The sequence below is a fragment of the Streptomyces manipurensis genome (genome assembly GCF_049570255.1).
Taxonomy (GTDB): domain Bacteria; phylum Actinomycetota; class Actinomycetes; order Streptomycetales; family Streptomycetaceae; genus Streptomyces; species Streptomyces manipurensis.
Genome location: NZ_CP186950.1, coordinates 3,800,602 through 3,816,134 on the forward strand (window position 1 = coordinate 3,800,602; position 15,533 = coordinate 3,816,134).

Consider the following 15,533-nt stretch of genomic DNA (forward strand, 5'->3'; position numbering starts at 1 on the left):
CGGTCGGCGCGGGACGGGCCCCTGAAGAGGAACGGCGGAGGGGGGAACCTAGAGGTAGGGGCCCGAGCGGACCGGGCCGTGGCCGCCGTCCTCGTCGTCGTCGTGCGGCCCGCCCGGCGGGAGGGCGCGGCGCATCTGCTCCAACTGGGCCCGCGCTGCCATCTGCTGGGCGAACAGGGCCGTCTGGATGCCGTGGAAGAGGCCTTCGAGCCAGCCCACCAACTGGGCCTGCGCGATCCGCAGTTCGGCCTCGGAGGGAATGGCCTCCTCGGTGAACGGGAGGGACAGGCGCTCCAGTTCCTCCACGAGCTCGGGAGCCAGGCCGTCCTCCAGCTCCTTCACCGAGGCCGCGTGGATGTCCTTGAGCCTGACCCTGCTCGCCTCGTCGAGAGGCGCGGCGCGTACCTCTTCCAGGAGTTGCTTGATCATGCTGCCGATCCGCATGACCTTGGCGGGCTGTTCGACCATTTCCGTCACCGGGACCTCGCGCGACTCGTCATCGGCGTCGCCGACCGCCGACCCGTCCTGTCCCACGATCAGGACGTGCGGGGGACTGTCCTGCGACCGTTCACTCCTCGGCATCTCCATGCCGTCATTCTCTCGCACACCTTCGCTCTCACTCGGTGTGCCCCCGTACAGGCGTGATCCACCCTGTACGGGGGCACCGGCTCAGCCCGCGGCCCGGCGGGCCAGCGCGCCGCTGGAGCGGGTCACGAGGGCCGCCAGCAGGGCCGCGCCCAGCGGCACCACGACGAGGAGCTGGAGCAGGGTCGCCCACGGCACGTCGATCGGCACGTACGGCACGGCGTCCCCGACCCTCTCGTACCCCTCCGCCAGCGCGCGCCGGGACAGCTCGTCCAGCTCCCGCCGCTCCGCCAGCCGCAGGCCGACCGCGGGCAGGATCCCGGCCGCCGAGCCCAGGACGACGCCCATCAGGGCCACCACCCCGCACTGGAAGCCGCTCAGCGTCCGCCGCACCCGCGGTGCGGCGCCCACCGCCGCCAGGGTCTTCAGGTCGGCCTCGGCGTCGGCCTGGGCGAGCCCGGTGGCGATGCCGGCGGCGCCGATGGTGACGAGCCCGGCGAAGACGGTCAGGGCGAGCAGGGCCAGGCTGTCGTTGCCCTGGTAGCCCTCCTCGATCCGCAGGGACACCTCCACGCCCATCCGGTCGATGTCCCCGGCGATCCGCTGCCGTTGCTCGGACGTCGCCTTCCCGTCGAGGGAGAAGTACGAGCCGAGCGGGGCCGTGGTCAGCCCCGCGGCCTTGACGGCCGCGGGCGGCAGGACCAGGTCCAGACCCCAGCTCTCGGTGCCCTCGGGGGCCACGTGGACGGGAACGGTCTTGTCCACCCCGACCGGATCCGCCGACGGTCCGACGGGCCCGGAGGCGCCGTCCGGGCCGGAGACGAGCCGCAGGGTGAGCTTGCCGTCCTTGACCTGGCGCTTGTCGAAGGCGACCGCGCGGCCGCCCTTGAGGGCCGCCACGGAGCCCGGGTCGGTCACGGCGAGCACGGCCAGCAGCTTCTCGTCGGCGACGACCGTGGAGTGCTGCGTGCCGCGCGTGGGGCCCGTGCAGCGCCAGTCCCGGCGCAGTTCACGGGCCTGCGCCTCGGTGAAGGCGTCCGGGCCCTGCGGGGACTCGTACAGGGGGCAGCGCTGGTCCTTGGGCGTGATGATCTCGGCGCGGCCGCAGGCGGGGTCCTCGGAGTAGGTGTCGCAGCCGGGCTTGCCGACGACCAGCCGGTCCACGTCCGCGCGCCGGTCCAGCGGGAGTTGCCTGGCGAGGTTCTCGCGCAGGGCGGGCACCTCCTTGTAGGCGCTGTTCTCCTCGGTCGCCAGCAGGCCGGTGCCGTGCGGCAGGTCGGCGATGTACTCGTGCCGGCTCTGGAGCTCGCTGCTGTGCTGGTAGGTGGCCACCGCGACGGTGCCGGCGACGGCGGCCAGGACGGCCGCCACGGCGGGGGCCGTACGGCCCCGGTTGCGCACGGCGTCGCGCAGCGCGAGCCGCGGGGACAGGGGAAGCCAGCGTCCCAGCCGTCCGAAGAAGCCGACGAGGACCGGGGTGAGGGCGACGATGCCGAGCTCGGCGAGGGCGCTGCCGCCCGCCACGACGGCGGAGCCCATGTCCGACGCGGTGCCGTACAGGGCGATCGCGGCGCCGGCCGCGATCGCGACGAGGCCGACGACGGGCAGCACCCGGCTGGCGCGGCGCACGCCGCGGCGGCCGGTCAGCGAGGCCAGGACCGTCTGCCGGGAGGCGGTGACGGCCGGGACGATGGCGGACAGCAGTCCGGTCACGACGGCGAGCAGGGCGATCCCGGCCAGTTCCAGCGGCCGGAAGTCGAGGCTGCCGAACCGGCTGCCGAGCTGGCCCTCCAGCACCGGCCGGAGCGCGACGGTCAGCGTGATGCCGAGCGCGGTGCCCACGACGGCGGCCACGGCGCCGATGACCAGACCGCCGGAGAGCACGATCGAGCGGATGTGGCGGCGATCGCCGCCGTTGGCGCCGACCAGGCCGAGCTGGCGGCGGGAGCGGCGGGCGCCGACCGCGAAGGCCGGTCCGGCCAGCAGGCAGATCTCCAGCATGGCGAGGCCCACGACGGTGGCCAGGATGGCCATCTGGGTGGTGCTGCCGGCGTTCTGCTCGAACTGGGCCTTGGGCTCCTGCCGGTAGAGCGGCACGTCAGCGTCGGCGGGCGGGTCGACGGCGACGGCCCGGGAGACGACAACCATGGACTTGGCGTTGGCCGCCTTGACCATGTTCCACGTGAAACCGTCACCGCCGATCGTGACCAGGTAGGTCTCGTCGGGGTGCACCCCGGTGCTTCCGGCGGCCTGCAGCGCCTTGTCGAGCGGGGCGATCAGGCTTCCGGGATGAGCGGTGATCTGATCCTTGCCCAGGTGGTCCGGCAGCTCGTACGCGCCCACGATCCGGTAGGACGAGGAGCTGCCGCGCGGGGTGACGGAAGAGCCGACGAACAGGCCGGAGTTCTCCAGGAAGGCGGTGGTGGCGACGATCTCGCCCGCCCGCTCCGGCAGCCGTCCCCGGTCGAGCGTGACCAGGCCCTTCGCCAGTGGGCTGCGCAGGTCGATCTCGCGCAGTTCGGTCTCGAGCAGTCCGTGCTGGGTGCGGACCTTGCCGTAGCCGGTGGTGTCCTTCAGGAGCTGCGCACCGGCGGGCAGCGCGGCGGCGGCGACGGCCGCGGGGTCGGTCTCCGGCGTGGACCTGGGCGGGGCGACCAGGTTGTCGTAGCCGCCGGCGGGGACGTAGGAGGAGCCGTCGGGCACCTGGAACAGCGGGCCGTTCAGGGGCGAGACGCTGATCCGGGCGTCGGCGGCCCCCACCTTGCGGCTGACGGCCTGGTCGGGCGAGAGCTCGGCGCTGCGCAGGGTCAGGTCGGCGGCGCTGACGCCGACGATGGGCAGCGCGATCATGGCGAGGACCAGGGTGCTCCTGCCCTTGGCGCGCCAGGCGTCGCGGCGGGCGATGCGCAGGGCCGCGACCCAGGAGTGGTACCAGCCGTGGAGCGAGGGGGTCACTGTGCGGCCGCCTGCCCGGAGAGCAGTGAGTCGGCGTGGCTGCGCAGGGTCTCGTCGACCACGCTGCCGTCGCGTAGGAAGACCACGCGGTCGGCCCAGGCGGCGAACCGCGGTTCGTGCGTGACCAGGACCCCGGCCGCTCCCGCGTCGCAGCGGGAGCGCAGCAGGGCCAGGACGGACTCGCCGGTCTCGGAGTCGAGGGCGCCGGTGGGCTCGTCGGCGAGGACGAGGCGCCGGTCGCCGACCAGGGCGCGGGCGATGGCGACGCGCTGCTGCTGGCCGCCTGACATCTCGTCGGGGAAGCGGTCGGCGAGGACGCCGAGGTTCATCTCGGTCAGGGCGGCGAGGGCCGCGACGCGGGCCTTGCGGGCGGAGGTCCCGTCCAGTTCGAGCGGCAGGGCCACGTTCTCGGCGGCGGTGAGGGCCGGGATCAGGTTGTAGTCCTGGAAGACGTAGCCGATGCTGCGGCGGCGCAGCGCGGCCAGCTGCTTGCGGCTCGCGGTGGTGATGTCGGTGCCCTCGACGAGCACCCGGCCGCTGCTGGGCGTGTCGAGGCCTCCGGCGAGGGTGAGCAGCGTGGACTTGCCGGAGCCCGAGGGCCCCATGACGGCGACGAGTTCGCCGGGGTGCACGGAGAGGTCGATTCCGCGCAGGGCGTGCACCTCGGTGGCGCCGCTGCCGTGGGTGCGGACGAGCCGCTCCAGCTGCAGGACGGGTTGCCGGGTCTGGGGCCGGCGCTGATCAGGCATGAGGGGTCCCCCCTGGAACGGTGCTTCAGCTCCGCCGTATGCGGGCGGTACGGGGTCGGTCGGTGGTGGTCGGGGCCGGCGTGCCGGCGGAGGCCTGGGGCGGTTCGGGCGCGTCGGCTCTCCGGTCGGCCGGCAGGGAGAGCCGGACGAGCCGGGCTTCGCAGTGGTCGAGCCACCGGGCCTCGGCCTCGGTCTGGAAGATGAGCTGTTCCAGGACCAGCAGCCAGGCGATGTCGTCGCGTTCACCGGACCGTCCGCTCTCGACCGCGGCGAGTGCGGTGGCCTTGAGGCGGGTGTAGTCCTGCATCGCGCGGATGGTGGCGTGCCGCTGGGACTGGATGACGGCGCGGATGTCCACGCCGGGGGCGCCCACGGCCATGGCGAGCTTGATGGACAGCTCGTCGCGGGGCGGGTTGGCACGGTCGACCGGGCGCTCGTACCACTCGTGCAGTTCGGTGCGTCCGGTGTCGGTGATCGCGTACAGGGTGTGGCCGGCGGCGTCCTCGCCGTCGGGGGCGACGAGGCCGTCGCGTTCGAGGCGGGCGAGGGTCGTGTAGACCTGCCCGACGTTGAGCGGCCAGGTGGAGCCCGTGCGGGATTCGAATTCGGTGCGGAGCTGGGAGCCGTACCGAGGACCCCGTTCCAGCAGGGCGAGCAGGCCGTGGCGGATCGACATACCGAGTATGTATACCGAGTATGTTCACGCAGGGCAACCATCCTCGGGCCTACGCCGGAAGGGGGATCCCGGGGCCGCGGCCGCCGGCCGGGACGCTCAGGCGCCGCGGCGCAGCCGTACGCCCATGTAGCCCAGCCCGAGCCCCATCAGGGCGAATCCCGTGCCCAGCGGCAGTATGTGCGCGGCGAGATCGGCGGCCCGGTCGTTCGGGGCGGTGCCGAGCGAGGTGCCCTCCTCGGTCGGCGTGGGCACCGGCGCCGCCACGGTCGGCGGGGGCGGCGTGGGCTCGGTGCGCGGGCGGACGGGAAGGGGCCGGGAGGCGATCACCAGCTCCGGGTCGGCGGGCTCCCCGGCGGGCCGTCCGGGCCGCTCCCGGCCCGCCCCTGCGGCGCTGCCGGCCAGGTCCCCGCCGTCGTGGCCGGCGCCGCCCGCGCGGGCCGCGTACGGGGCCGAGGCGGGAGGCCCGGAGCGGTGGGCGGTGACGGGGGTGAGGGGGCCCGCGTACGCGGAGGCGGCGGGGGCGAGCGCGGTGGCGGCGAGGACGGCACAGGCCGACCAGTGCGACGGTCGGAAGCCTCGGATCACGGGGTGCCCCTCCCGTCCCTGGGGATGCCCCGGACGGGGTCCGGGGGTGTCGAGCCGCACGCGCGTCGGTGAGGTGCGCCCAGAATCACATAGTGGGGCAAAAGCGGCATCCCGGGCGCCCGCTGGGGGTGCCCGGGATGCCGGTGTGTCGTGCGTGCGCCGTTCGGACCCGCCGGGGACCGCCTCGGCCCCGGGCCGCGGAACCCGCCGCGGCCCCGTCCGGACGCTGCTGTCCGGCGCCCCTACTCGGGGTTGCCGGTCGACACGGTCAGCGTGTACTCCACGCCTTCCTTGCCGACCTTCTCGCCCGCCGCCGGGGACTGGGTGAGCACGGTGTCCTTGCCGTACACCGCCTCGTCCTTGGTGACGATCGTGTACTTGCCGCCCGAGGCCTGGATGCACTCCTTGACCGACAGCAGGTTCTTGTACTTGAAGTCCGGCGCCGAGTACTTGCCGGCCTCGCTGTAGTGCTTGACCGGCTCGGTGCACTTCTTCGGGTCGATCGTGCGCGTCACGTCGGGGCCCTTGAAGCCGGGCTTGGCGGACGCGGTGGCGGCCGTGGAGGCCCCCGGGTCGGCCGCCTCGTCCTTGCCCTTGTCGCCGTTCGACGCGATCGCCGCGATCAGGCCGCCGACGGCCAGCAGGGCCACCACGATCGCGCCGATCACCACCGGGTTCCGCTTGCCGCCGGAGGGGCCGGAGCCGCCCGACGAGCCCGTCGGGGAGATGGTGTACGGCGGCGGGGTCGGCGGCGCGTACTGCTGCGGCGGGGGCGTCTGCGGGTAGGCGTAGCCGCCCTGCCCGTGCTGCTGGGGGGCCGGCGTCGGCGCGTACGGGGCCGGCGTCGGGGTGTGCGGGGAGGCGTACGGCTGCTGCAGTGACTGCGGCGGCGCCTGGAAGCCGGAGTCCACCGGCGGGAACACGGCCGACGCCACGCCCGCGCCGCTGCTCAGGGGCCCGTGGCCCTGCACGATGACCGGCGCGCCGGTCTGCCCGGAGCCGAGCACCCGCGCGACCTCGTCGCCCATGGCGGCGGCCGTGGGGAAGCGCTCGTTCGGGTTCTTCTTCAGCGCCCGGGCCACCAGGGCGTCCATCGCAGGGGTCACCGCGCGGTTGATGGAGGACGGAGCCACCGGCTCCTCCTGCACGTGGGCGTACGCGATGGCCAGCGGCGAGTCCGCGTCGAAGGGGATCCGCCCGGTCAGCAGCTGGAAGAGCATGATGCCGACCGAGTACAGGTCGGACCGGGCGTCGACGCCGCGGCCCAGGGCCTGCTCGGGCGACAGGTACTGCGGGGTGCCCACGACCATGCCGGTCTGCGTCATCGAGGTGACCCCCGACTGCATGGCGCGGGCGATGCCGAAGTCCATCACCTTCACGACGCCGCGCTTGTTCACCATCACGTTGCCGGGCTTGATGTCGCGGTGGACGAGCCCCATCTCGTGGCTGGTCTCCAGGGCGGCCAGCACGTCGGCCGTCACCTTCAGCGCCTTGTCCGCCGGCATCGCCCCGAACTGCCGGATGTCCGCTTCGAGGACCGAGCCGAGCGGCTTGCCCTCCACGTACTCCATGACGATGTACGGCATGACCGCGCCGTCGCCCGCGCGGCCGTCGAAGGCGACCTCGCCCTCACCGGTGTCGAAGACCGAGACGATGTTCGTGTGCGACAGTTTGGCAACAGCCTGCGCCTCACGGCGGAACCGCTCGCGGAAGGACTGTTCCCGGCCGAGGTCGCTGTGGAGGGTCTTGATGGCGACCTGCCGGTCGAGCGCGGAGTCGTACGCCAGGTACACGGAGGCCATGCCGCCGGCCCCCAGCAAGTCCCTTAGCTGGTAACGGCCACCGGCCAGAGAGCCGCCTGCGTACTGGCCCTGAGTGCCGTCCTGGCTCATGACTGTTGCTTCCCCTCGGGCTGTGTCCAGGCGCCTCCGGCCGGGCGCATGTGGCGCCCAGTCTGCCCCAGGGCAAGCACACGTCAAGCCAGGTGCCCGTTCCGTGACCACACGTGCACAGGGTGGCCTTGTCCGAACGGTGACCGGTTCCGAGGCTGTAGCGTTCACCGGAGCACAAAGAAAAAGGACTACCGCTGAGCGGCGGCCGAGAGAGACGACGGCGAGGACTGATGGCACCCGAACCCGAGGGAAACGGCGCCGGGATGACCGACGGTCCTGAGCACTGGGGCGACGGTGGCCTGGTGGGCGACGGCCGTTACCGGCTGACGCACCGGCTGGGCCGCGGCGGCATGGCGGAGGTCTTCGCCGCCGAGGACGTGCGGCTCGGCCGCACCGTCGCCGTGAAGCTGCTGCGCGCGGACCTGGCCGAGGACCCGGTGTCCAAGGCCCGCTTCACCCGCGAGGCGCAGTCCGTCGCCGGGCTCAACCACCACGCCGTCGTCGCCGTGTACGACTCGGGCGAGGACCGGGTCGGCCCGAACACGGTCCCGTACATCGTCATGGAGCTGGTCGAGGGACGCACCATCCGCGACCTGCTGATCAGTGCCGAGGCCCCCGGTCCCGAGCAGGCGCTCATCATCACCTCGGGCGTGCTCGAGGCCCTCGCGTACTCGCACCAGCACGGCATCGTGCACCGCGACATCAAGCCGGCGAACGTCATCATCACGGACGCCGGCGCCGTGAAGGTGATGGACTTCGGCATCGCCCGCGCCCTGCACGGCGCGCAGTCGACGATGACCCAGACCGGCATGGTCATGGGCACCCCGCAGTACCTGTCGCCCGAGCAGGCCCTCGGCAAGGCCGTGGACCACCGCTCCGACCTGTACGCCACCGGCTGCCTGCTCTACGAACTGCTCGCGCTGCGACCCCCGTTCACCGGCGAGACCCCGCTCTCGGTGGTCTACCAGCACGTCCAGGACGCTCCCGTCCCGCCCTCCCAGCTGCCCGAGGGCCACCACATCCCGCAGGAGCTCGACGGTCTCGTCATGCGGGCCCTGGCCAAGGACCCGGACGACCGTTTCCAGAGCGCCGAGGAGATGCGCGGGCTGGTCCAGTACGCGCTCCAGATGCTGCACGACCAGGGGCCGAACACCGGCACCTGGAACACCGGCCCGGTCACCATGGCCCTCCCGCACGGCCGGGGCGGGGTCGCGGCGACCACGGCCATGCCGGTGGGCGGCACCGGCGGGCAGCAGGGCTACCCGGCGCACGCGTCGACCTCGCAGTTCCAGGCGCCGATGGTGCCGGCGCTGAACCCGGACGACGGCTCGGCCTTCCCCGGCGGTCCGGCGGGCCGCAACGGGGGCTACAACGGCTACGACGGTTATGACGACCGCGGCGGGAGCCGCTGGAAGATGTGGCTGTTCGCGGTGCTCGCGATCGTCGCGATCGCCGGCGGCGTGGCCTACGCCGTCAGCAGCGTGGGCGGCGGGGGCGGCGGCGACCAGAAGCAGACGCCGGGCGTCAGCCAGAGCCCGGCCAGCGCCAAGCCGAGCTCGGCCGACTCGCCGAACCCGCAGCAGTCGCAGCAGACCCAGGACAACACCCCGTCGAACAACGACAGCCAGCCGACGGCGACCCGTAGCCGGACGCAGAGCAGCAGCCCGTCGCCGACCGCGACGGCGACGCACTCCCCGACCGCGACGACCAGCCCGACGGCGACGAAGTCCCAGTCGGCGCCGCCGACGAAGTCGCAGCCGCCCACGTCGTCCACGCCGGCGCCGACGAAGTCGGGCGACACGGGCACCAGCAGCTTCGAGGAGTGATCACGACGCGCGCGGACGGGCCCGGCGGAGACAATTCCGCCGGGCCCGTCCCGTGTGCGCGACCGGTCGCGCAAACGCCGGACCGGAGTTCCGTTCGGGACTGGAGTTCGATTCGCGCGGCGCGGGCGGGCCGGGGAATCGGGAGGCGGAACGAAGACTTCCGCGCATACGGTCCCGGCGGGCCTAGCTGTTCTGTCCAGGGAGGTTGTGGCCGGGTGATGCAGGTCTCGGCTGAGGGATCTTGAATGGGTGAGGGCCTTCCGGGTTCGGTGTGGATTGCGACGTCTACACCAACCGGCAGAAGGCCCTCATGCCCCACCGTAATGCACCCCTGACCGAGACCGGACGACTGCGCCTGGCCCGCTGCGTGGTCGAAGACGGCTGGCCGCTGCGACGCGCGGCCGACCGGTTCCAGGTCTCGCCCACCACTGCCCAGCGGTGGGCCGCCCGCTACCGGACCCTGGGCGAGGCCGGCATGTACGACCGGTCCTCCCGCCCGCACCACAGCCCGCGCCGCACCCTGACCCGCACCGAACGCCGGATCATCAAGGTCCGCGTCCTGCGCCGGTGGGGACCCGCCCGCATCGCCCACCTGCTCGGCCTGGTGCCCTCCACCGTGCACCGAGTGCTGACCCGGTTCGGCCTGGCCCGCCTGTCTCACCTGGACCGGGCCACCGGCCGGCCCATACGACGCTACGAACGCGACAAGCCCGGCGAACTCGTCCACGTCGACATCAAGAAGCTCGGCAACATCCCCGACGGCGGCGGTCACAAGGCCCTCGGCCGACAGGCCGGCCGCAAGACCAGGTCCGGCACGGGCTACAGCTACATCCACACCGCCGTCGACGACCACTCCCGCCTCGCTTACAGCGAGATCCACACCGACGAGAAGAAGGAGACCGCCACCGCGTTCTGGGCCCGGGCACAGGCCTACTTCACCAGCGTCGGGATCACCGTCGAACGCGTCCTGACGGACAACGGCGCCTGCTACAAGTCCCACGCCTGGCGCGACACCCTGGCGGCGGCCGGGATCACCCACAAACGAACCCGGCCCTACCGGCCCCAGACCAACGGCAAAGTCGAACGCCTCAACCGCACCCTGCTCGACGAATGGGCCTACGCCCGCCCCTACCAGTCAGAGCAGGAACGACGTGACGCGTTCCCCGGCTGGCTGCACTCCTACAATCACCACCGCGGACACACCGCGCTCGCAGGCAAACCACCCGCCAGCCGCGTCCCCAACCTCACAGGGCAATACACCTAGCGCTTCTCGGCCTGCAGCCGGGCCACGTAGGCGGCGGCCTGCGACCGGCGCTCCATGCCCAGCTTCGAGAGCAGGCTGGACACGTAGTTCTTGATCGTCTTTTCGGCCAGGTGCAGCCGCTCGCCGATGACGCGGTTGGTCAGACCCTCGCCGATCAGGTCGAGGATCTTGCGCTCCTGCTCGGTGAGGTGGGCGAGGCGGTCGTCGCCCCGGCCCCTCTTGCCGTCCCGCAGCCGCTCCAGCACGCGGGCGGTGGCGACCGGGTCCAGCAGGGACTTCCCGGCGGCCACGTCCCGTACGGCGCCGAGCAGCTCGTTCCCGCGGATGGCCTTGAGCACGTACCCCGAGGCGCCGGCCATGATCGCGTCGAACAGGGCCTCGTCGTCCGCGAACGAGGTCAGCATCAGGCACTTGACGTCCTCGTCCTGCGACCGGACCTCGCGGCACACCTCCACGCCGCTGCCGTCCGGCAGGCGTACGTCCAGCACCGCGACGTCGGGGCGCGTGGCCGGAATGCGCACGAGGGCGTCCGCCGCGGTACCCGCCTCGCCCACGATCTCGATGTCCTCTTCGACCGACAAGAGCTCGTGGACGCCCCGACGCACCACTTCGTGATCGTCCAGGAGGAATACCTTGATTTTTCCGTCTTCGCGCACGAAGTCAGTTTCACACACTCACCCCTTCCCTGCCGGAGTTACCCGGGATAACGTGCCGTTGTTCCCGGCCCCTGCAAGGCTGTGACCAGTGGTTGTTCCCGTCCCGGCGGATTTACTTGGAAATCCAAGCAAAAACGCAGGTCAAACGGGGTTTCGCAGTTATGCGGCGCACTGGGTAACGTGCATTGCGCAGGGCACTCGCCGGGACGCCTGTCACGCCTGAATCCCGACTGCGACGCGCACCCACCCCGTGCGCTCGTCACGGACGCAGGTGAGCCGCACTGGACCCCGGAGAACCCGGGTGCCGGACCGACGGAGGAGCACAAGTGACCGTGGAGAGCACTGCCGCGCGCAAGCCGCGACGCAGCAGCGGCACCAAGCGGGCGGCAGGTGCGGCGAGCGCCGCCAAGCCCGCCGCTGCCACCGCGCAGACGCAGGACGCTGAACCTCAGCTCGTACAGCTGCTGACGCCCGAAGGGGACCGGGTCGACAACGCGGAGAACGCGGAGTTCGCCCCCTTCGTCGCAGACATCACCACCGATGACCTGCGCGGGCTGTACCGCGACATGGTCATGACCCGCCGGTTCGACGGCGAGGCGACCGCCCTGCAGCGCCAGGGCGAGCTGGGCCTGTGGGCCTCGCTCCTCGGGCAGGAGGCCGCGCAGATCGGCTCCGGCCGGGCGCTGAACGACGCGGACTACGTCTTCCCGACCTACCGCGAGCACGGCGTGGCCTGGTGCCGCGGCGTCGACCCGACCAACCTGCTCGGCATGTTCCGCGGCGTGAACCACGGCGGCTGGGACCCCAACAGCAACAACTTCCACCTCTACACGATCGTCATCGGCTCGCAGACGCTGCACGCGACCGGTTACGCGATGGGCGTGGCCAAGGACGGCGCCGACGCGGCCGTCATCGCCTACTTCGGCGACGGCGCGTCCAGCCAGGGCGACGTGATGGAGGCCTTCAACTTCTCCGCCGTCTACAACTCCCCCGTGGTGTTCTTCTGCCAGAACAACCAGTGGGCGATCTCCGAGCCGACCGAGCGCCAGATGCGCGTGCCGCTCTACCAGCGCGCCCAGGGCTTCGGCTTCCCCGGCGTCCGCGTCGACGGCAACGACGTCCTGGCCTGCCTGGCCGTGACCCGCTGGGCGCTGGACCGCGCCCGCCGCGGCGAGGGCCCGACCCTGGTCGAGGCGTTCACGTACCGCATGGGCGCGCACACCACCTCCGACGACCCGACGAAGTACCGGCGGGACGAGGAGACGGCGGCCTGGGAGTCCAAGGACCCGATCCAGCGCCTGAAGGCCCACCTGCTGGCCACCGGGGGCGCCGACGAGGCGTTCTTCGCGGAGCTGGAGGCCGAGAGCGAGGCCATGGGCAAGCGCGTGCGCGAGGCCGTGCGCGCCATGCCCGACCCGGACACCATGGCGATCTTCGAGAACGTCTACGCGGACGGGCACGCGCTCGTCGACGAGGAGCGCGCACAGTTCGCCGCCTACCTCGCGTCCTTCGAGTCGGCCGAGGAGGGTCACTGATGGCTGTCGAGAAGATGTCGATCGCGAAGGCGCTCAACGAGTCGCTGCGCAAGGCCCTGGAGCAGGACCCCAAGGTCCTGATCATGGGTGAGGACGTCGGCAAGCTGGGCGGTGTCTTCCGGATCACCGACGGCCTGCAGAAGGACTTCGGCGAGGAGCGGGTCATCGACACCCCGCTCGCCGAGTCCGGCATCGTCGGCACCGCGATCGGTCTGGCACTGCGCGGCTACCGGCCGGTCGTGGAGATCCAGTTCGACGGGTTCGTCTTCCCCGCGTACGACCAGATCGTCACGCAGCTCGCGAAGATGCACGCGCGCGCCCTGGGCAAGGTCAAGATGCCCGTCGTCGTGCGCATCCCCTACGGCGGCGCCATCGGCGCGGTCGAGCACCACTCGGAGTCCCCGGAGGCGCTCTTCGCGCACGTCCCGGGCCTGAAGGTTGTCTCCCCGTCGAACGCCACCGACGCCTACTGGATGCTCCAGCAGGCCATCCTCAGCGACGACCCGGTGATCTTCTTCGAGCCGAAGCGCCGCTACTGGGACAAGGGCGAGGTCGACACCGAGGCCATCCCCGGCGAGCTGCACAAGGCGCGCGTGGTGCGCGAGGGCTCCGACCTCACCCTGGCCGCCTACGGCCCGATGGTGAAGGTCTGCCTGGAGGCGGCCGCCGCGGCCGCCGAGGAGGGCAAGTCGGTCGAGGTCCTGGACCTGCGCTCGATGTCCCCGGTCGACTTCGACGGGATCCAGGCGTCGGTGGAGAGGACCCGCCGGCTCGTGGTCGTCCACGAGGCGCCCGTCTTCCTCGGCGTGGGCTCCGAGATCGCCGCCCGCATCACGGAACGGTGCTTCTACCACCTGGAGGCGCCGGTGCTGCGCGTGGGCGGCTTCCACGCCCCCTACCCGCCGGCCCGCCTGGAGGACGAGTACCTGCCGGGCCTGGACCGGGTGCTCGACGCCGTCGACCGCTCGCTGGCGTACTGAGGAGCCACGTTCCATGACCATCCGCGAATTCAAGATGCCCGACGTGGGCGAGGGCCTCACCGAGGCCGAGATCCTCAAGTGGTACGTCCAGCCCGGTGACACCGTCACCGACGGCCAGGTCGTCTGCGAGGTCGAGACGGCCAAGGCCGCCGTGGAGCTGCCGATCCCGTTCGACGGCGTCGTGCACGCCCTGCTCTTCGACGAGGGCACCACGGTCGACGTCGGCCAGGTGATCATCTCGGTGCAGACCGGTGACGCCGGCGCCGCGGCCCCGGCCGTCGCCGAGGCCGCTGCCGCCGCGCCGGCCGCGCCCGCCGCCGAGGAGGCCGCCCCGGCCCGCCAGCCCGTCCTGGTCGGCTACGGCGTCTCCGAGTCCTCCACCAAGCGCCGCCCCCGCAAGGCCGCTCCCGCGCCCGCCGTGGCCGCGCAGAACGGCACCGCGGCCCCGGTGGCGGCTCCCGCCCCGGCCGCGCCGGTGCTGCCCGCGGTCCCGGCGCAGCCGGCCGGCGAGCGGCCGCTGGCCAAGCCGCCGGTGCGCAAGCTGGCCAAGGACCTCGGCATCGACCTGGCCTCGGTGGTCCCCACCGGTGACGGCGGGGTCGTGACCCGGGAGGACGTCCACGCGGCGGCCGCCGCGGCCATCGCCCCGCAGACGGTGCCCGCCGCCGTTCCGGCCGCCCCGGCACCGGTCGCCGAGGCCGCCGCGGTGTCCGCGGTCCCGGCGGGCGAGCCGTCGGCGCGCGAGACCCGTATCCCGGTCAAGGGCGTCCGCAAGGTCACCGCCCAGGCCATGGTCGGCTCGGCCTTCACCGCCCCGCACGTCACCGAGTTCATCACCCTCGACGTGACGCGCACGATGAAGCTGGTCCAGGAGCTCAAGGACGACCCGGACCTCGCCGGTCTGCGGATCAACCCGCTGCTCCTGATCGCCAAGGCCGTCCTGGTGGCCATCCGCCGCAACCCGGACGTCAACGCGTCCTGGGACGAGGCGGCCCAGGAGATCGTGCTCAAGCACTACGTCAACCTGGGCATCGCGGCGGCCACCCCGCGCGGGCTGATCGTCCCGAACATCAAGGACGCGCACGCCAAGACCCTGGGCGAGCTGTCGGAGTCGCTGTCCTCGCTGGTCGCCACGGCCCGCGACGGCAAGACCTCCCCGGCCGACATGCAGAACGGCACCATCACCATCACCAACGTCGGCGTCTTCGGCGTCGACACCGGTACGCCCATCCTGAACCCGGGCGAGTCCGCGATCCTCGCGGTCGGCGCGATCAAGCTCCAGCCGTGGGTCCACAAGGGCAAGGTGAAGCCGCGTCAGGTCACCACGCTGGCGCTGTCGTTCGACCACCGCCTCATCGACGGTGAGCTCGGCTCCAAGTTCCTCGCCGACATCGCGGCGGTCCTGGAACACCCGCGCCGTCTGGTCACCTGGTCGTAGCGGAATCCCGTACGAAACCGGCGGCCGGTCTCCCCCGTGGAGGCCGGCCGTCGGCCTTCCGGGCGCGGCGGGAAACCCGTGGTCCACGCCGCGCGACCCGTGTGTTCATCTGCGGATGCTCTTTCGCCCCGCCACCGCGGACCGCAACGTCGGCTACCTGGGCGTCGTCCCGGAGCAGCGCGGCCGGGGACTGATCGACGAGATCCTCGCCGAGATCACCCGCGCTTCCACGCGGCCGAGGGCGCCGAGCGGATCACCGCGACCACCGACACCCTCAACGTCCCGATGGCCGCGGCCTTCGACCGCGCCGGCCACGAGGTCACGGAGATCCGCCTCGTGCCGGAGGCCCCCGGCCGCCGAGACCGGACCGGCGCCGCCCCCGGGAGGTAACC

12 protein-coding genes and 1 pseudogene are annotated in these 15,533 nt (G+C 72.5%); 6 read left to right on the forward strand and 7 right to left on the reverse strand.

Going from position 1 to position 15,533, the window contains the following annotated elements:
* Positions 1 to 48: 48 nt before the first annotated feature.
* The 6 genes from ACPU2J_RS17530 to ACPU2J_RS17555 form a co-directional block, all read right to left on the reverse strand.
* On the reverse strand, positions 49 to 588 hold the full coding sequence (locus tag ACPU2J_RS17530) for a bacterial proteasome activator family protein (protein ID WP_399816165.1): 540 nt from the start codon (positions 586 to 588) through the stop codon (positions 49 to 51).
* Positions 589 to 669: 81 nt separating this feature from the next.
* Positions 670 to 3,435, reverse strand: coding sequence for an ABC transporter permease (locus ACPU2J_RS17535; RefSeq protein ID WP_420082394.1), 2,766 nt, complete (start codon positions 3,433 to 3,435; stop codon positions 670 to 672).
* A gap of 101 nt (positions 3,436 to 3,536) precedes the next feature.
* Positions 3,537 to 4,289, reverse strand: a complete 753-nt coding sequence (locus ACPU2J_RS17540; RefSeq protein ID WP_423833569.1) for an ABC transporter ATP-binding protein — start codon at positions 4,287 to 4,289, stop codon at positions 3,537 to 3,539.
* Between the two features lie 25 nt (positions 4,290 to 4,314).
* A complete protein-coding gene (locus ACPU2J_RS17545; protein ID WP_361589650.1) occupies positions 4,315 to 4,965 on the reverse strand; it encodes a PadR family transcriptional regulator in 651 nt (216 codons plus the stop codon).
* A gap of 96 nt (positions 4,966 to 5,061) precedes the next feature.
* Positions 5,062 to 5,550, reverse strand: a complete 489-nt coding sequence (locus ACPU2J_RS17550; protein WP_423833570.1) for a hypothetical protein — start codon at positions 5,548 to 5,550, stop codon at positions 5,062 to 5,064.
* 242 nt (positions 5,551 to 5,792) lie between these two features.
* Positions 5,793 to 7,442, reverse strand: coding sequence for a protein kinase domain-containing protein (locus ACPU2J_RS17555; protein WP_420080196.1), 1,650 nt, complete (start codon positions 7,440 to 7,442; stop codon positions 5,793 to 5,795).
* Between the two features lie 230 nt (positions 7,443 to 7,672).
* On the opposite strand from ACPU2J_RS17555, the gene ACPU2J_RS17560 reads away from it, so the two are divergent.
* Positions 7,673 to 9,268: a protein kinase domain-containing protein gene (locus ACPU2J_RS17560; RefSeq protein ID WP_423833571.1), complete on the forward strand. Its 1,596-nt coding sequence runs from the start codon at positions 7,673 to 7,675 to the stop codon at positions 9,266 to 9,268.
* Between the two features lie 310 nt (positions 9,269 to 9,578).
* Positions 9,579 to 10,532, forward strand: a complete 954-nt coding sequence (locus tag ACPU2J_RS17565; protein ID WP_420079920.1) for an IS481 family transposase — start codon at positions 9,579 to 9,581, stop codon at positions 10,530 to 10,532.
* Here ACPU2J_RS17565 and ACPU2J_RS17570 read toward each other — a convergent pair.
* On the reverse strand, positions 10,529 to 11,188 hold the full coding sequence (locus ACPU2J_RS17570; protein WP_361596354.1) for a response regulator transcription factor: 660 nt from the start codon (positions 11,186 to 11,188) through the stop codon (positions 10,529 to 10,531). The two genes, ACPU2J_RS17565 and ACPU2J_RS17570, sit on opposite strands and share 4 nt — an antisense overlap.
* 326 nt (positions 11,189 to 11,514) lie before the next feature.
* Here ACPU2J_RS17570 and pdhA point away from each other — a divergent pair, with 326 nt between their 5' ends.
* From pdhA to ACPU2J_RS17590, 4 genes and pseudogenes are all read left to right on the forward strand, one after another.
* On the forward strand, positions 11,515 to 12,723 hold the full coding sequence (gene pdhA, locus ACPU2J_RS17575) for a pyruvate dehydrogenase (acetyl-transferring) E1 component subunit alpha (RefSeq protein ID WP_420080194.1): 1,209 nt from the start codon (positions 11,515 to 11,517) through the stop codon (positions 12,721 to 12,723).
* Positions 12,723 to 13,703: an alpha-ketoacid dehydrogenase subunit beta gene (locus tag ACPU2J_RS17580; protein WP_420080193.1), complete on the forward strand. Its 981-nt coding sequence runs from the start codon at positions 12,723 to 12,725 to the stop codon at positions 13,701 to 13,703. The genes pdhA and ACPU2J_RS17580 overlap by 1 nt, the downstream gene beginning before the upstream one ends.
* Positions 13,704 to 13,716: 13 nt before the next feature.
* Positions 13,717 to 15,141: a dihydrolipoamide acetyltransferase family protein gene (locus ACPU2J_RS17585; protein WP_423833572.1), complete on the forward strand. Its 1,425-nt coding sequence runs from the start codon at positions 13,717 to 13,719 to the stop codon at positions 15,139 to 15,141.
* A gap of 139 nt (positions 15,142 to 15,280) precedes the next feature.
* A pseudogene (locus ACPU2J_RS17590) lies at positions 15,281 to 15,531 on the forward strand (GNAT family N-acetyltransferase); the annotation flags it as partial.
* Between the last annotated feature and the right edge of the window lie 2 nt (positions 15,532 to 15,533).

Coding starts and splice junctions, on each gene's coding strand:
- ACPU2J_RS17540 (WP_423833569.1), bottom strand. CDS start 4,289: ATGCCTGATCAGCGCCGGCCCCAGACCCGGCAACCCGTCCTGCAGCTG.
- ACPU2J_RS17530 (WP_399816165.1), bottom strand. CDS start 588: ATGGAGATGCCGAGGAGTGAACGGTCGCAGGACAGTCCCCCGCACGTC.
- ACPU2J_RS17555 (WP_420080196.1), bottom strand. CDS start 7,442: ATGAGCCAGGACGGCACTCAGGGCCAGTACGCAGGCGGCTCTCTGGCC.
- ACPU2J_RS17565 (WP_420079920.1), top strand. CDS start 9,579: ATGCCCCACCGTAATGCACCCCTGACCGAGACCGGACGACTGCGCCTG.
- ACPU2J_RS17545 (WP_361589650.1), bottom strand. CDS start 4,965: ATGTCGATCCGCCACGGCCTGCTCGCCCTGCTGGAACGGGGTCCTCGG.
- ACPU2J_RS17535 (WP_420082394.1), bottom strand. CDS start 3,435: ATGATCGCGCTGCCCATCGTCGGCGTCAGCGCCGCCGACCTGACCCTG.
- ACPU2J_RS17585 (WP_423833572.1), top strand. CDS start 13,717: ATGACCATCCGCGAATTCAAGATGCCCGACGTGGGCGAGGGCCTCACC.
- ACPU2J_RS17580 (WP_420080193.1), top strand. CDS start 12,723: ATGGCTGTCGAGAAGATGTCGATCGCGAAGGCGCTCAACGAGTCGCTG.
- ACPU2J_RS17560 (WP_423833571.1), top strand. CDS start 7,673: ATGGCACCCGAACCCGAGGGAAACGGCGCCGGGATGACCGACGGTCCT.